13 protein-coding genes and 2 pseudogenes are annotated in these 15,074 nt (G+C 57.0%); 10 read left to right on the top strand and 5 right to left on the bottom strand.

All coding sequences use genetic code 11. The features are described from left to right. The 5 genes and pseudogenes from B0G83_RS38990 to B0G83_RS37415 form a co-directional block, all read left to right on the top strand. A pseudogene (locus B0G83_RS38990) lies at positions 1-219 on the top strand (hypothetical protein); the annotation flags it as partial. Positions 220-335: 116 nt separating this feature from the next. Next, complete coding sequence (locus B0G83_RS37435) at positions 336-1,103, top strand: ABC transporter substrate-binding protein (RefSeq protein ID WP_105512294.1); 768 nt, start codon at positions 336-338, stop codon at positions 1,101-1,103. Positions 1,104-1,209: 106 nt separating this feature from the next. Further along, positions 1,210-2,721, top strand: a complete 1,512-nt coding sequence (locus tag B0G83_RS37430; protein WP_105512293.1) for an MmgE/PrpD family protein — start codon at positions 1,210-1,212, stop codon at positions 2,719-2,721. 371 nt (positions 2,722-3,092) lie between these two features. Continuing rightward, positions 3,093-4,253 carry an enolase C-terminal domain-like protein gene (locus B0G83_RS37425; protein WP_105512292.1) on the top strand — a complete coding sequence of 387 codons (1,161 nt, stop codon included), beginning with the start codon at positions 3,093-3,095 and terminating at the stop codon, positions 4,251-4,253. Between the two features lie 672 nt (positions 4,254-4,925). Continuing rightward, entirely contained in the window at positions 4,926-5,948 is a 1,023-nt protein-coding gene (locus B0G83_RS37415; protein ID WP_105512290.1) for an IS110 family transposase, read from the top strand. A gap of 797 nt (positions 5,949-6,745) precedes the next feature. On the opposite strand, the gene B0G83_RS37410 is transcribed toward B0G83_RS37415, so the two are convergent. Then, complete coding sequence (locus B0G83_RS37410) at positions 6,746-7,423, bottom strand: MOSC domain-containing protein (RefSeq protein WP_105512289.1); 678 nt, start codon at positions 7,421-7,423, stop codon at positions 6,746-6,748. Between the two features lie 112 nt (positions 7,424-7,535). Here B0G83_RS37410 and B0G83_RS37405 point away from each other — a divergent pair, with 112 nt between their 5' ends. After that, positions 7,536-8,495, top strand: a complete 960-nt coding sequence (locus B0G83_RS37405; protein WP_105512288.1) for a LysR family transcriptional regulator — start codon at positions 7,536-7,538, stop codon at positions 8,493-8,495. Between the two features lie 45 nt (positions 8,496-8,540). Here the strand turns inward: B0G83_RS37405 and B0G83_RS37400 are convergent, their stop codons facing one another. From B0G83_RS37400 to B0G83_RS37385, 4 genes are read right to left on the bottom strand one after another with little or no spacing between them, the layout of a single operon-like run. Continuing rightward, the gene (locus B0G83_RS37400; protein ID WP_105512287.1) at positions 8,541-9,566 is read right to left on the bottom strand and encodes a nitronate monooxygenase family protein; all 1,026 of its coding nucleotides are present in this window, start codon (positions 9,564-9,566) and stop codon (positions 8,541-8,543) included. Positions 9,567-9,570: 4 nt separating this feature from the next. Next, positions 9,571-10,125, bottom strand: coding sequence for a cytochrome b (locus B0G83_RS37395; protein ID WP_105512286.1), 555 nt, complete (start codon positions 10,123-10,125; stop codon positions 9,571-9,573). A gap of 40 nt (positions 10,126-10,165) precedes the next feature. Next, positions 10,166-11,839: a cation/acetate symporter ActP gene (gene actP / locus B0G83_RS37390; protein ID WP_105512285.1), complete on the bottom strand. Its 1,674-nt coding sequence runs from the start codon at positions 11,837-11,839 to the stop codon at positions 10,166-10,168. Continuing rightward, positions 11,836-12,147 carry a DUF485 domain-containing protein gene (locus B0G83_RS37385; protein ID WP_105512284.1) on the bottom strand — a complete coding sequence of 104 codons (312 nt, stop codon included), beginning with the start codon at positions 12,145-12,147 and terminating at the stop codon, positions 11,836-11,838. The genes actP and B0G83_RS37385 overlap by 4 nt, the downstream gene beginning before the upstream one ends. Positions 12,148-12,566: 419 nt before the next feature. Here B0G83_RS37385 and B0G83_RS37380 point away from each other — a divergent pair, with 419 nt between their 5' ends. The 4 genes and pseudogenes from B0G83_RS37380 to B0G83_RS37365 form a co-directional block, all read left to right on the top strand. Next, positions 12,567-13,148 carry a superoxide dismutase gene (locus tag B0G83_RS37380; RefSeq protein ID WP_105512283.1) on the top strand — a complete coding sequence of 194 codons (582 nt, stop codon included), beginning with the start codon at positions 12,567-12,569 and terminating at the stop codon, positions 13,146-13,148. A gap of 99 nt (positions 13,149-13,247) precedes the next feature. Beyond that, positions 13,248-14,144 (top strand): S9 family peptidase, encoded by an 897-nt coding sequence (locus tag B0G83_RS37375; protein WP_105512282.1) that lies wholly within the window; start codon positions 13,248-13,250, stop codon positions 14,142-14,144. 146 nt (positions 14,145-14,290) lie between these two features. Further along, a complete protein-coding gene (locus B0G83_RS37370) occupies positions 14,291-14,581 on the top strand; it encodes a PLP-dependent transferase (RefSeq protein WP_105512281.1) in 291 nt (96 codons plus the stop codon). Between the two features lie 43 nt (positions 14,582-14,624). Continuing rightward, a pseudogene (locus B0G83_RS37365) lies at positions 14,625-14,840 on the top strand (tyrosine-type recombinase/integrase); the annotation flags it as partial. Positions 14,841-15,074 lie beyond the last annotated feature (234 nt).

Genomic DNA, 15,074 nt, shown 5'->3' with positions numbered 1-15,074 from the left:
GGCCTCTCGATGAGATATCTCGGCGATCATGTGGCCGCGTGGCGGCACTCGTCGGTCCCCGCCGATCCAGGTGCGCGGCCCGCTGAATTGCGCACGCATCGTTGCGCGCAGCAGGGCGAGCGGCCCGGTCTTTTAGTACACGGGGACGTCGGCACAGTGCGCCGCAAGTTGCCGCCCGGCCCAGGACGCGGCCGGATTGGCGCAGAAGAGGCTTCCTGACCTTCGTTACGTCGCTGGGCGGCTCGCACTGAGCCAAAAGTACTACCGAAAAGTCGTATGTTTTAAATGAATAGCTTAACCAATCACAAATTCGATATATAAAGAAAGGAGCGGAGATGAGACAACTGGCAGCCTCCACTGTGCTTTGCTTGCTGGCGTCTTCTGCGTGCGCCACAGATACTCTGCGCTTCGGCATTGAGGCAGACTATCCGCCGTTTGAATATAAGCTGCCAAGCGGAGAATTGGCAGGTTTCGATATTGACATCGGCAATGCTATTTGCGCGAAACTGCAGGTCAAATGCAAATGGGTTGAAAATTCGTTCGATGGCCTCATTCCCGCTCTTGAGGCGCGGAAGTTTGACGCCATCAATTCGGACATGTGGGCCACGGAACAGCGCGAAAAAGTAATTGATTTCACATCCGTTATTTACGCGACCTCGGCCCGTTTGGTGGCGCGCTCGGACAGTCACATCCTGCCGAACGTAGAATCGCTCAAAGGCAAGCGCGTTGGTGTTCAACAAGGTGGAACGCAGCAATATTACGCAGAACAGAAGTGGGCACCGGGTGGCGCTGTCGTAGTTACATATCCGAGTCAAACCCAGGTATACGCGGACTTGGCCGCCGGTCGAATTGATGCTGCCTTGCAGTCGCAGCAAAGCGCGGAGGACAATTTTCTGAACAAGCCCGAAGGCAAAGGATTTGCGCTGGTTGGCCCGCCACTGACCGATGAGAAGATATTTGGCCGCGGAGTTGCTTTCGGCGTCCGCAAGCAGGATCCGGAGCTCAAAGCTCGCCTTAACGAGGCTATCGCCTCCTTGAAACAGGATGGCACGCTCAGCAAGATTGCCAAAAAGTATTTTCCGTATCAGATCGTGACTCCCTGAAATTCCCGCCAATTCCAACGTGGAGTTTCGCGTGCTTTGGACCAAAAACGACTATATATCGAGATTACTGCACACCCGCGCAACTTCTGCGGAGAAATCTCGCACAATGGAAAGCAGGAACGAGCTCATTGAGCAAAGCGAAGAAGGTTCGGGAGAGAAAGCTCGAAGAGCCGTGCATGATACGAGGAAAGACCCCTATGAAGAGGAAGCAGCTATGAAGTCGCCGGTGGCATATCGGGACCCGCAAACTACAGTCGTCGACCTGTTCGCATCCTATGTCGAAGAGGCTCGAGACAGGCCTATTCCGCAGCACGTTTCGGATGTCGCCATAATGCACATTTTTGATCTCATGAGTGCGGCTGGGGCAGGCATCTATGAGCAGATCGCGGTCGTCAGCCGCGACTTAGCTCTGGAAACCTTTCGGCCTGGGCGCGTACCGATTTGGTTCACAGGCGCCGCCAGTTCCGTCATTGGAGCCGCTTGGGCGAACAGCGGCGCCGCTTCAGCGCTCGATCTTGACGACGGGGACCCAGTGGCGCGCGGGCATCTTGGAGCAGCGGTTATTCCCACCGCTTTCGCCGTGGCCCATGAAGTCGGCGCGACATTCGACGAAATCGTGCGAGCCATTGTAATCGGCTACCAGGTCGGTGCGACGATCGCTACCGCGCGCACATCCTATGGTACGACCGGAACTTGGGCCCCCTATGCTGTAGTCGCGACAGCTGGCGCGCTCCGTGACATCGGCAGACGTGTATTGGCGCACGCACTTGCAATTGCGGGGGAAGCGGCGCCGAACTGCGCGCTTATGAGTGCTCCTGCGCCCCATGACCCGCTCCCCGAAGGCAGTGACGTAAAAGAGGGGATTCCTTGGTCTGTCGTAACAGGCCTAAATGCCCTGGAGGCGGCTCAGAAGGGCATGACCGGACCACGAAATATTCTCGATAGTGTTCGTCATTACAAGTTTCCCGTTGATCTCCACGAGGTTATTCGTTCCGGTTCACGCATCAGGGATAGCTATTTCAAATTCTATTCCTGCTGCCGACACATCCACGGTCCGCTGGATGCGCTGCAGGAGTTAATGGCAAAGAACAAAATCAAAGCGTCAGATATTCAAGAAATTAAAGTCGAAATTTACGACGATGCAATGCGTCTTGAAAACAGGTGTGAGCCCCAAAATCTGCCGGACATCCAATATAGCATCCCCTACTGTCTCGCACTCGTAGCTCTTTTCGGGCCGCAGGCCTTGCTGCCACTCAGCGGGGGAGCTCTGAATCGCAATGAGGTATCTGCTCTTGCTCGAAGAGTTTTGCTGTCGTGTAGCCCAGATATTGAAGCGGTATATCCGCAACAAACGCTATCGCGCGTGACTATCACGTGTGGCAGCGGAACGTTTACCTCTGGAGATACCGTTCCGAAGGGCAAGGGCGAGCACGTTACCTGGCAGGAGCTCGAGTCGAAGTTCAAGATGGCGACGCGCCTTGTCGCCCTTCCGGCACAGCAGAACGAGACCGTTGAGGCCGTACACCAAGCCCGGGTGGGGAATGCGTCAAGCTTGATGACCTGTCTCGCGGAGGTGAGATTTCACGAAGTGGACCGACGCACGAGGAACGAAGGCTAGTTATCTCTAGTAGGAGAAGTATGAAGCTATCTACACCGAAAAATTAATGATGGATTGGCGGGTGTGGTTTGAGCCGTTTACGCGACGTAGGATTTGCTTGCTTAGGCCGATTCGAATAATTTCCGGGAGATCACATCCACCATGAAGTGGATCTTAAGCTTCCGGTACTGGAGAATAATCGCCTCTGCCGATATTTCGCGAAAGGCGATTGGCGCGGGCCACCCGACTCTCGTGCGTGCTTTGGACATCTGCCAATTCAACCGGCACTTCTACCAGATGTTAAGCGCAGTAATTAAATTCGATAGAAGAAACAGCGCCTGTGGATCTGCAGATGACTAATCTTCTGTCTGTGACCTTTTACAGGAGATGTGATGCGAGATGGATCCGACGTTAATGCGATGGCACGGGTGGTCGCAGCCGAGGTGTTCGAAATTGAGGCGGCGCTTGTTACCCCATACAAGCTGTCGGAAGGAACACTGGTGTCAACACGCGCCGTATTGGTCAAACTGACGGACGCCGATGGCGTTGAGGGCTGGGGCGAGGCCAATCCTTACGATACCTTTACAGGAGGTACGGCAAGTGAAGCTGCACGTGCCCTAAAGGAAACACTGCTGCCTGCAGTCATGGCATCTTCGGCTCCCACCCCCGGTTGCATCGACGAGGAACTCGATACACGGCTCGCTGGACACCTCAGCGCCAAGGGGGCCGTGACGATGGCTCTGCTCGATATACTCGGCAAGCGGCTCCGTGTCCCCGTTGCAACGCTACTGGGCGGGGCGCTGCGGGAGTCACTTCCAGTGGTTTGGCCGCTCAGCAATGGTACATCCGAGGAAGACATCCGCGTGATCGACCAGCGGATTGAGCAAGGCTTCTCAAGCTTCGCGTTAAAGATGGGTACGTCGCCAATACGTAGCGAGATACAACGGGTGGCTGACCTGGAGGCGCGTTACGGGAGCCGTATAACGCTGACCGCCGACGCTAACGAAGGCTGGAACCGCGAGGAAGCGCGTGAGTTCCTGAAAGGAGTTAGTGGCTCCCGGCTTGCGTTCGTCGAACAGCCGTTGGAAAAGTCTGATCTGGAGGGAGCGGCGCTGTTGGCCAGGGACAGCAGGCTTGCGATCTCAGCGGACGAAGCGGTGGCTGAACTCTCGCATGCGGCGCGGATCGCAAACGCCGGTGCCGCTAGTGTCTTCAGTGTCAAGAGCAGCAAAAATGGGGGCCCTTTGCGTGCTCAGCGCATTGCGGCAGTGGCCCAGGCGTTTGGGATTCGCTGCTACATGAATTCGATGATTGAATTCGGCGTCACGCAAGCCGCTTCACTGCAGCACGCCGTAACCATAGGGAATCTCGTCGACGTCGGCCATGCCTTTATGTCAACGTTACGCCTCGCCGAGGACCCGACCGATTTTTCTTCATTCGTGCGCAAGGGGGTAGTGCATCTTCCTGAGAGAGCGGGATTGGGCGTGGAGGTAGACGAGGCGCATGTGCGTCGCATGGCGGTAAGCGGATTTCATCTTCGATCACCGCAGTGAACTGCTAACGATCGCGGGCCGGACGAAAAGCATGAGGGGTTGCGAGAAGCCTGACTCCGGACAGCCTCTCCGGTTCGTTCGGGGCAGGTCGAGTCGAGCCTGCAGGTCCGGCCACTGTTACTTTGCGCGAGGGCAGCTGGTATCAGCCCTGCGCTGCGTTGGGACCGCGGCAGCGAACTGGGACACGGAAGGTGGGTCAAGCACGATCCGCACTTGGTCGCAAGCGCTGCCAGGCTGTTCGCAACAACGGGGCGAATCGACAATCTGATGCTTGCAAACGGCTTCTGCAAATGAACACTTCGTGAGAGCAACTGCGATGTCTACGCTGCGGCGCGTAATGAATAGAAAACCCGGCACTCTTCACGTATTCGCCGAAGATGGCGCCTGGCATTGGGGCATCACCGTCCCACGCGGACATGGTTTCGGATTTCAGGTAATCGCTTATAACCAACTGGGTTTCCAGTCCGAGGATGACGCCACGTCGGACGGGACCCGGGCGCTGGAACGTATCACTAATACGTCCTTTGAACGAATCGAGCGTTGCGATTGAGACCCCGCCAACGGTCGAGTAGCATCGCAGGCGATAAATGCAAAATGCCACTGATGGGATGGTCCACCCCACCTCGCTGGACAGGTTAGGCTGGCAGTGTTCATACCGAACTGGAGGCCATCATGGACGACGTGACGCTCGTTGGTATCGATCTCGGCAAACACAGCTTTCACCTGCATGGGCAGGACGCGAAAGGCAAGGCAGTGTTTCGTAAAAAGACGAACCGCAAACAACTGGTCGAATTCTTCGCGACATTCCATGCCTGTACCGTCGTTATGGAGGCCTGCGCCGGTTCGCATCGTATGGCCCGCGAGCTAGCCGAATTCGGTCACACGGCGCGCCTGATTTCACCGCAGTTCGTTAGGCCATTCGTGAAGTCAAACGAAAATGATTTCGTCGACGCCGAGGCCATCTGCGAAGCATCGTCGCGCCCGGCGATGAGATTCGTATTTCCGAAGACGGAGTCGAAACAGACGCTTTCCGTGCTGCATCTTGTCCGTGAATCGATGGTGCGCGAGCGGACCAGAACCGTCAACCAGATGCATGGCTTTCTTCTTGAGTTTGGCATCAGTCTGCCGGTAGGCAATACTGCCGTCACACGTCTGCCGGCTGTGCTCGCTATGCAGGAACTGCCGCCCCGGCTGGTTGCGATTCTCGAACGCCTCCACCAGCACTTCAAGTACCTTGAGGAACAGATCGGTGAGATTGACCAGGAGCTCGCCCGTCAGCTCGCTGACGACGAGGTCGGACAGCGTCTGATGAGCATCCCTGGAGTCGGCCCGGTCACCGCAAGCGCGTTGGCCGCGAAGATGGGCGACGCCAAGCAGTACGGATGCAGTCGCGATTTTGCGGCATCGGTTGGGCTCGTTCCCGGCAATTCTACGGGTGGCAAGACCAATCTTCTTGGGTTCAGCCGGCGCGGCGACAAAAATGTCAGCCGCCTGCTCGTCCTGTGCGCCCGAGCCTACATGCGAGGCTTGGAGAAACGAACTGGTCGTCTGGCAGACTGGGTTCGCGCAATGCTCGCGCAACGACATTCAAACGAGGTGGCATGTGCGCTGGCCAACAAGCCGGCCCGAACGGCCCGGGCCATTGTTGCACGCCAAACCACATTCGACGCTGGCTTCGCAACTCGCCCGATCTGAACGAGCGCAGCTTAATCCTTGCTTAACACAATCACTCAACTGGTTTTGCGGCGACTGAAAATTGATGACGTGAACGGCGCAGCGGCCTGACGAAGAACCTGAGTGCCAAAGAGGCTTTTCGAAGCCGATCCACTGTTAAGGATCGTCAGGCGCGAATCTCACCGTGGCGCGGGGAGCAATCCCCACAACGACGCCGAATAGATTTAAGCAAGCCGACCCGCCATCGAAGATCAGGGTTGCAAAAAACGGGGTGGACCATAGATTTGGCACTTGGCTCACTTCTGCTGCGTCGCGCCATAATTTCCCTTGCTCACGGTTGCCTGTTCACGGCAGATCGGTCGGCAACCGCTCTAGCAACCTTTAATTTGCATTTGAATCAGATGATTAGGTCGATATGTGGCGGATTTTTTGCGAATCCCGGCTACGCCTCAACGAGGAGCACGCGCCGGCGATCCGAGCGTTCAGAGCCTGCCGTGCCCGCGAGCGCTATGTCGCGTGGACGCTCGTGTGAAAGCGATCGAACAATCGTGCGGACGACGGCGGTTGAGTGCGTGGTCCTGCTCTCGCATGAAGTCAATGAGAGCGACGCGCGTTAGCCGCACGCATACTACAACGACGTTCCGATATGATCGTGACGCGAGGGATAAGCGGGTAATGCGCTGATGTTGTCGACCAACCGACGAAGGTTGCCGGCGCCTGATTTGCATACGACTTTGAGCCGGAAGGATTTTTCGGTGCGTCAGGTGGTTGCGTCCGTGCGTTGACTGCGGTGGCAGTTCTCCAGCGTTTTCGAACCTTCAGGACGGGGGACAGGATTGTGCTGAAAGCCACCTCATCCGCTCACTGAAACGCCGCTTCCAATCGGGAGCAAGGCCCGGGACGTTGGCCAGGATTGTGAGGTCTTCAATGGTGGGGCGGTGGGCCAATTGCACCTGCCAGAAACGATCGATAGAGACCTGGTCGGTCTGACGTTCCAGAAGTGTCATCTGATCGCCTGCCCGAACGACGCCTGGACTGATGACCCGATAGTACCAACCCGTGATGCGGGTCTGCATCACATAGACGGACATACGGTCGACGCCGAAGCGATGATTGATCTTCCAGCAGGGACTGCGGGGCTGAGAAACCTGCAGCACTGCCGTGCCGGCTGCAAACACGTCGCCAATGTGCACGTTGCATTCCGACAGCCCGTACGCCGAAAGATTTTCTCCAAGGCTGCCGGGAACCAGTGCATTTGCCCGCTCCGCGAAAGCGTCTGCGAGCCGTGCATAGTTTTCGGCGGCGTATTGATGGACCGCCTTTTCAGGACCGCCGTGCACCCTTGAGTCGGCGTGCTCATCCCCGACTAAGCCGTCTACCTCAATGCGTGCGTGGCCGTGAATCTGTCGTTTGAAAATGCCGCTCCGGTGTCCTTCGAGGTCAAGGACGCCAGTTCCTCCTGCAAAGAGGGATTCAATCGTCGAGCTAAGCGTCATGGTCGCGGTTACCGCCGTTAGGTGTTTACGCCACTGTGCCGTGCCCCGGAGACCCAGTAAAGTGATAATAAGAGATGAAATGAATCACTCTCGGTGATGATTAGGTGGTGCCATGGAACTGCGTCATTTGAAGATTTTCTGCGCGGTAGCGGAGTACGGCAGCTTCACCGCCGCCGCCATGAAAGTGCACACTGTCCAGTCCAACGTCACCATGCGAGTCAAGGAACTCGAACAGGAGCTCAATCAGCAACTTTTTATCCGCAACAAGGGCGGCGTGCTGCTTACCTCCGCGGGGCGGACCTTTTTGGGTTACGCGCGCCGTATCCTTCAGTTGGCCGATGAGAGTCGAACTGCCATGCTGGATACGTCGACGCCTGGAGGACAGCTTCGTCTCGGGTCTATGGAAACGACGGCCGCGATACGTCTGCCGCAGGTATTGACGAAGTATCGGCAGAGGTACCCGCAGGTTCAACTGTCGTTGGTGACCGGTACGACCGTCGAGCTGATCAAGGCCATCGAGAATCATGAGCTTGACGGCGCGTTTGTGGGCGGGATTCACCAGAACCTGACGCTGCTCCAGGAGGAGGTGTTCGAGGAGGAGCTCGTTCTAGCCAGCAGCTCAGAGATTGATTCGTTGACTGCGCTGATCCACACTATGCCTGCTCAGACGGTGCTGGTTTTTCGCACGGGGTGCTTCTATCGATCTACGCTTGAGAACTGGTTCTATCAGGCGGGTCTGATGCCGAAGGAAATCCTGGAGCTGGGGACCCTGGACGGTATTCTTTCGTGTGTGGCTGCGGGCATGGGCGTTACCTTGCTGCCCAAGGCAATCGTGGAGCGCTACGGGTCGAGGCTGGAGATCAGATATCACCAATTGCCGACCGAATTCGCCATCGTCAAGACGGTTTTCATTCGCAGGAACGACACCTTCGCTAGTCCAGCACTGACCGCGTTCATCGATCTGGCGCGCTCTCAGCTCACGCCGCCAAACGGCGACATTAAGTCCGGTCTCGACGAAAGCATTTCCCTCGATCACATGGTTGCCGGCACGATCGAGACCGGTGTTCACTAGACTTCCGGAATGGTCCGCCAGCCGAAGGGCGGCCGGCGGTATTCATTAGTTCGCGCCCCCTGCGACGATGAGTTGCTGTATCGACGAGGACAGCGACTGACAGGCGGCCTCGTCGTTCGCAGTTTCCCGGGAAACGGATGTATGGGGCAATCCCTCGGTGAGCTCGGCGACTCGATCGGCTGCGGGAACGACGGCACTGATTTTTCCCACACCCTGTCCGGCATAAAGTGATAGTTTCTGTGCCATGCGTGGCTTGTCGATCGCGCGGGCGCCGCCCCCGATGAAACGAAGCAGATTCCACTTGTTGCGATTGGGAATCACCCGGTGGGGCGTACCGTACTTCCAGCCGAACGAGTAGCCCGTCCGATATTCGGTATCGTCGACCGTGGAATCAACGATTTTCTGCTTGTAGAGAGGATGAGCGTTCGACTCCTCGCTGGCGACGAATGCCGTACCGACCAGCACGCCGGATGCCCCCAATCCCATCGCAGCTGCCACATCGGCGCGACTCACGATGCCCCCTGCAGCAAGTACGGGGCGTCCTTGCGCAACGTCGATAATCGAGGGCAGCAGAGAAAGCAGCCCGATGGTGCCGCGATTGAGGTGTCCGCCGCTCTCGCTGCCTTGCGCAACGATGATGTCTGCTCCGCGCTGGATCGCCAACCGGGCGAGCTGGACGGAGCCAACCTGCACCATTACTGCCAAGCCGGCATCTTTGGCGCGGGGAATCATGTCGGCGTAGTCCTCTGCATAGAACAGCGAGAGCATCCTCGGTCTTTCTTCGAGAATGACCCGGAACTGCGCTTCGAATACATCCGGGCCGCCGAAGGAGGGAACGAGGTTGACGCCGAAAGGCCGTTCCGTTAGTTGCCGGGTCTCACGTATCCATTGACGCAGGACACGCGGCGGTAACCGAAGGCCGCCGAGCGTGCCCATGCCCCCTGCGTTCGCGACCGCGGCGACCAGCTTCGGCCCCGAGATTGCTGCCATGCCTGCGAGAAAGATTGGGTATCGCACGCCGCATAGCCGGGTCACATCGTTTCCGAGAAACCCGTTTTCAATGTTTCGCATGATTTCAAAGCTCCACGTGTTTGCCAAGCATGCGTTTCAGCACATCGTTCCGAAGAGCGAAGTGATTCTTGAGCGCGCCGAAGATATGCAGGCTCAGGCCCGCGAGAAAGGCTGTCGAACCGAATCTGAAAAGGAATTCGATAACTCGATGTGCTTGCGCGTTGGGCCCGATGACTGCCGGTATCGCGATTCCCCACGGCAGCGGCATCGCCGTTCCAGCGGTCGACCACGACAGCCATGCGGCGACGGGTAGCAATACCATTGCCAACGCCAGTGCGACCGCGACCGATCTGCTGACGATGACTTCGATAGGGTTGGGGGTGCCCAGAGGCAGGGGATGGTAGGAAGAAATTCTCGCCCAGAATCGATAGACTGATCCCAGAAAAAGCAGAACGCCCAGCAAATTCCGGATCTTTATCAAACTTATCGCAGGTGCGGCATCGACCGGGAACGAGACAGCGATGCTCAATGCAACGATTGAAACGAGCAACGCTGCTACCAACCAATGCAGTACCACAGTGAAAGGCGAGAACCCGAGGCCGTTATCTCGCAATTGCATGCTTGTCTCCTTGAATGATGCTCGGGGTGGGTAACGCGAGCTAGTGACTCGTTGCGCCAGATGCGCCGAGCCCTGTTTGCGCTCGAACGAACTGTTCTTCGAAGCTGGCCCGTTCCCTGATGGCGCGAGGACTGCCGTCCGTAACAGAGCCCAACCAACTGAAGCAGAATGCGATGCTCATTGAGATGGCGGCCGGATAGTCGTACGGAAAAATCGCGTGAGCGTTGCCGAGCACTTTGACCCAGACAGCCGGCGAGAGAACAACGAGGGCAACGGAACTCGCCAGTCCGGCAAGACCCCCTAGCAGCGCACCACGAGTCGTGAGTCCCTTCCAATACATGGAGAGTGCGAGGATCGGGAAATTCACGGAGGCCGCGATCGTGAACGCAAGCGCGACGAGGAACGCGATGTTTTGTCCCTTGAACAGGATGCCCAGCACCACCGCTATCACGCCGATGCAAACCGCTGCGATCTTCGACACACGTCGTTCGTCCGCTTGACTGGCACGGTTCTTTTTGAGGACCGTCCCGTAAAGGTCGTGCGAAATGGCGGAAGTGCCGGCCATGGTCAGTCCCGAGACAACCGCGAGAATGGTCGCGAAAGCGACGGCTGACAGGAAGCCGAGAAACAGGTCTCCGCCGAGTGCTTTGGCGAGATACATTACCGGCATATTGTTGCCGCCGATAAGTTTTCCGCCCAGGTGACCGGCCTCGTAGAAGGCCGGATTCCGGCCTACGATCACGATTGCAGCAAGGCCGAGTATCACGATGACGAGGAAGAAGAAACCGATCAGCCCGGTCGCGACAAAGACCGACTTCCTTGCTTCGCGGGCATCTCGAACGGTAAAGAACCTCATCAGGATGTGCGGCAAACCCGCCGTTCCGAAAACCAGTGCGAAAGAAAGGGAAAGCATCGCGAGCGGATCCGACACATGCTTGCTCGGCAGCATAATACCTGCTCCGCTCGCGTGCGTTGCCACAGCGCTCTCGAACAGTGCGTCAAAGGAGAAGCCGAATTTGCTGAGTGCGAGCACTGCGAGCAACGTCCCCCCGAACAACATGAAGGTCGCCTTGATGATCTGAACCCATGTCGTGGCGACCATGCCGCCGAAGGTTACATAGACTGCCATCAGCAACCCGACGCAAATCACCGCGTAGTTGTAAGGAAGGCCGAACAACAACTCGATCAGTTGGCCTGCGCCAACCATTTGAACCACGAGATAGAAGCAGACGACGGTCAGCGAACCGATCGCCGTCAGCGAGCGGATCCGATTCTGGTCGAGTCGATAGGACGCGATATCGGCTATCGTCACGCGCCCCAGGTTCCGGATGCGTTCTGCAAACAGGAAGAGAAGTAACGGCCACGCGATGAAGAAGCTGACCACGTAGATCATGCCATCATAACCGTTGAAGAAAATCATGCTGGTCACGCCAAGCAACGCTGCAGCCGACATGTAGTCGCCAGCTAGCGCGAGCCCGTTCTGGAACCCGGTGATTCCGCCGCCCGCAGTGTAGAAATCGTCCATCGACTGCGTTTTTGATGACGCCCACCAGGTGATCCCCAGCGTCCCCACGACGAATATCAGAAACATGACGATCGCAGGAATGTTGATCGCCTGCGCTTTAACCCCATGCACGGTCTCAAACGCCGCATAGCCTGTCGTAGACAGGCAAAGGATCGCTGCGAAAAGAAGGAAGCGTCGCACGCGGTTCATTTCCGCTCTCCCGCCAGAATCCGCGCGGTAATTCCGTCGAATTCACCATTGGCGCGACGGACGTACAAACCGGTGAGAAGCCAGGTCCCGACGATTAGCGTTACGCCGATCACCCATCCGATACTCACAATGCTCGTGCTGGAAATCTTGGTGGCGAGGAGATAGGGCGCGTATATGGCGACAAGAATGAAGGCGTAGTAGGGGATGATCGTCGCTGCGGTTAGACAAGCCACGAATCGTCTGCGGCGCCTGACGAGGATATCGAACAGGGGGGCCTGCGCGACCCCGGAACATGTGGTTGCCGCCATTTGGTTGCTCCATTTGCGTGTGGTTGTCGGTGCTTCCTGCAGCCCATGACATTCGGTTGGCGTGGGACGGCAGCGCTGTGTGGATTAGACGATATGCCGGCCATTTTTACGCATCAAATAACGATTCGTGATGGTGACGATCGCTTTTGATGAACTACTGCCAATTCGCGATCGATGTCCGGGATGACGATGCCGTACCAGGAGGAAACTCAGTGTCGCGCCGGGACGGATGACCCGGATAATGCATGACGGATGATGATTCACTGTCAGTGAAGTTACCCATCATGAATCGTCGTTTTACAGCAGGGGCTGCGGCGCATATTGTCGAACAAGCCGGTTCAGTTTGGCAGTCCGTGCGCGAACCGTTTCGCTGGCGCGGAAGCCGGATACATTTTTTCCTGCACAAAGAAAGAAACCCGATGGAACACAAACTTCCCCTACTCCCCTATGCGAAGGATGCACTGGCCCCTCACATGTCGGAGGAGACATTCGAATACCACTATGGTAAGCATCACCAGGCGTATGTCACAAATCTGAACAAACTGATCCAGGGCACCGAGTTCGAGAATCTGACGCTGGAAGAGATAGTCAGAACATCATCGGGTGGCGTGTTCAATAACGCCGCTCAAGTATGGAATCACACGTTCTTCTGGAACAGCCTATTGCCGCAGGGTGGCGGGGAGCCGGGCGGTGCACTTGCGGATGCGATCAAGGGCCGGTGGAACTCGCTGGAGGCATTCAAGCGTGGGTTCGTAAGCGCAGCAGTCTCGAACTTCGGTTCCGGGTGGACGTGGCTTGTGAAAAGAGCCGACGGCTCACTGGACATTATGTCGACCAGCAACGCTGCCACGCCGATCACGAGCGATGTGCGGCCGCTCCTTACGATCGACGTGTGGGAACACGCCTACTACATCGATCATCGCAACGCGCGGCAGTCTTACGTCGAGGCCTTCCTCGACAATCTGATCAATTGGCCATTCGCGGAGGCCAACTTCGCTTGATGGTTCAAGGGAATATCGGCCGTCCTGGTGACGGCCTTCCGATTTGCTTGTCTGATAGCGACGGTCCAGTAAAAAGACTCGCTTCATGGAGAGGTACCTATGTACGGATTGAGAAGAGCCCTGACGTGCTCGTTGTTTGTCGCCGGCCTGAGCGCTGCCGCTGCGGGTCATGCAGCAGAGACGGCGATCAGTTTCACCGTCGATGGTCAGAAGATCTCCGGGACGCTCGAACTTCCTGAAAATGTACAAACGCCGCCGGTCATATTGATGCTGCACGGCTTCACCGGTACTCGCAACGAGTGGTCGTCACCCGTAGTCAAAGACGGGCTGTTTGGTCGCGGCGCGAAAGCTCTATCCGAAAAGGGCGTGGCGAGCCTGCGTATTGATTTTCGTGGTAGCGGCGAGAGCGATGGCAAGTTTGAAGATATGACTGTTGACAGTGAGATCAAGGATGCACTGGCAGCGCTGGACTTTCTATCGTCGCGGCATGACATTGACAGCCGGCGGATCTCTGTTGTCGGCATGAGCCTGGGCGGCGCGGTAGCGACCGCGGTAGCCGGTCGGACGACGCATCCGCTCAGATCGGTCGTACTCTGGAATCCCGGCATCAATTTGCCTGCCGCATTTACCTCCATCTATGGTGAAGACGTCATGAAAGCGGGGTTGGGTAGCGGCGATCAGGCAATTGCCGTAACCATGAGAGGGGGTGGGAAAACCGTCAAGTTAAAATCCGCATTCTTCAAGAGCCTCTACACGACGGTTCCTGCGGCAGAAATCGAAAAATATCGTGGTCCGTTGCTGCTGGCGGTAGGTACGAAGGATACGATCGTATTTCCGCAGCCTCTTGCAGCGGAGGGGCTCCTGAGCTATCACCACGGACCACATGTACTCTGGACAAGACCGGTGGATCACGGATTTGATGTCGAGCAAAGTGCCAAGACAGTCGACGCACTTATCGAAGAAACGACCGATTTCGTATTAGAGCACTCGAAGTAGGCTGGCGAAGTGGTCGAATCGCCTGTTCCTCGCTCGAAGGCGGGCGAGAGGATCCTGGTCTACGGCCGACGGCTCGGTGAGACGCATTGAGAAGGCGCTGCGGCAGCACTCGTGACTGGGACGGGCATGGGCGCATCTGTTCGACGATGATGACATTGCTGCAGACAGGCGATGAGATCATCTCGCATCACACCATCTATTCGACGGCGTCGAGCTACCTCGACGATGGGCTTCCTGGTCTTGGCATCGGCGTCAGCAAGATTGATCTGATAGATCCCGATGAGTTCGCGGCCGCACTCACGGAAAGGACGCGCCTCGTGTGTTTCGAAAGTCCTGTGAATCCGAGCGGAGAAGTGCTCGATGTCCGAGCCATCGCGGAGCGATTCATGGCCCATCCAGAGGGCAATGTTGAATGGATCGACGCCAGCTTGCAGTAATTCCATGGCCGCCGTATGGCGCTAATCTCCCCAACGATATAAGAGGCACGCGACTGCCATGCATCTACTTCAGTCAGGCGTTGACCTATCGGTCATCGCACTGTGGTTGGGACACGAAAGCCCGTCGACAACACACGGCTATATGGAAGCGGATTTGACAATGAAGGAGCGAGCACTGAACAGCATTCAACCGCCGCAGGTGAAGAACCGTCGATATCGACCGCCAGACCGCATTCTCCAGTTCCTGGAGTCGCTGTAATTCTGCGCAGTTCGCCGGACCGAAAGTACTCGGGGACCGGCTCGGCGACTCGCATCGCACTGTCCGGCAGCGGCAGGCTCCGCATAAGTTTCGACTGCGCATTATTCCGACAATGCAAATATGTGCATTGAAGGAAGAACGTAAGCGTCAGCGGATCCCGTCTTGAATCGCGGCATTCCGAATGTGAAGGTGGTGCTTTCGTGAGAACGAGGGCAATGCGATGGAAGACGAGAT

The organism is Paraburkholderia sp. BL21I4N1 (assembly GCF_002973525.1).
In the GTDB taxonomy this organism is placed as follows: domain Bacteria; phylum Pseudomonadota; class Gammaproteobacteria; order Burkholderiales; family Burkholderiaceae; genus Paraburkholderia.
The sequence above is the reverse complement of the archived record's forward strand: the minus strand, read 5'-3'. Positions and strand labels throughout refer to the sequence as shown.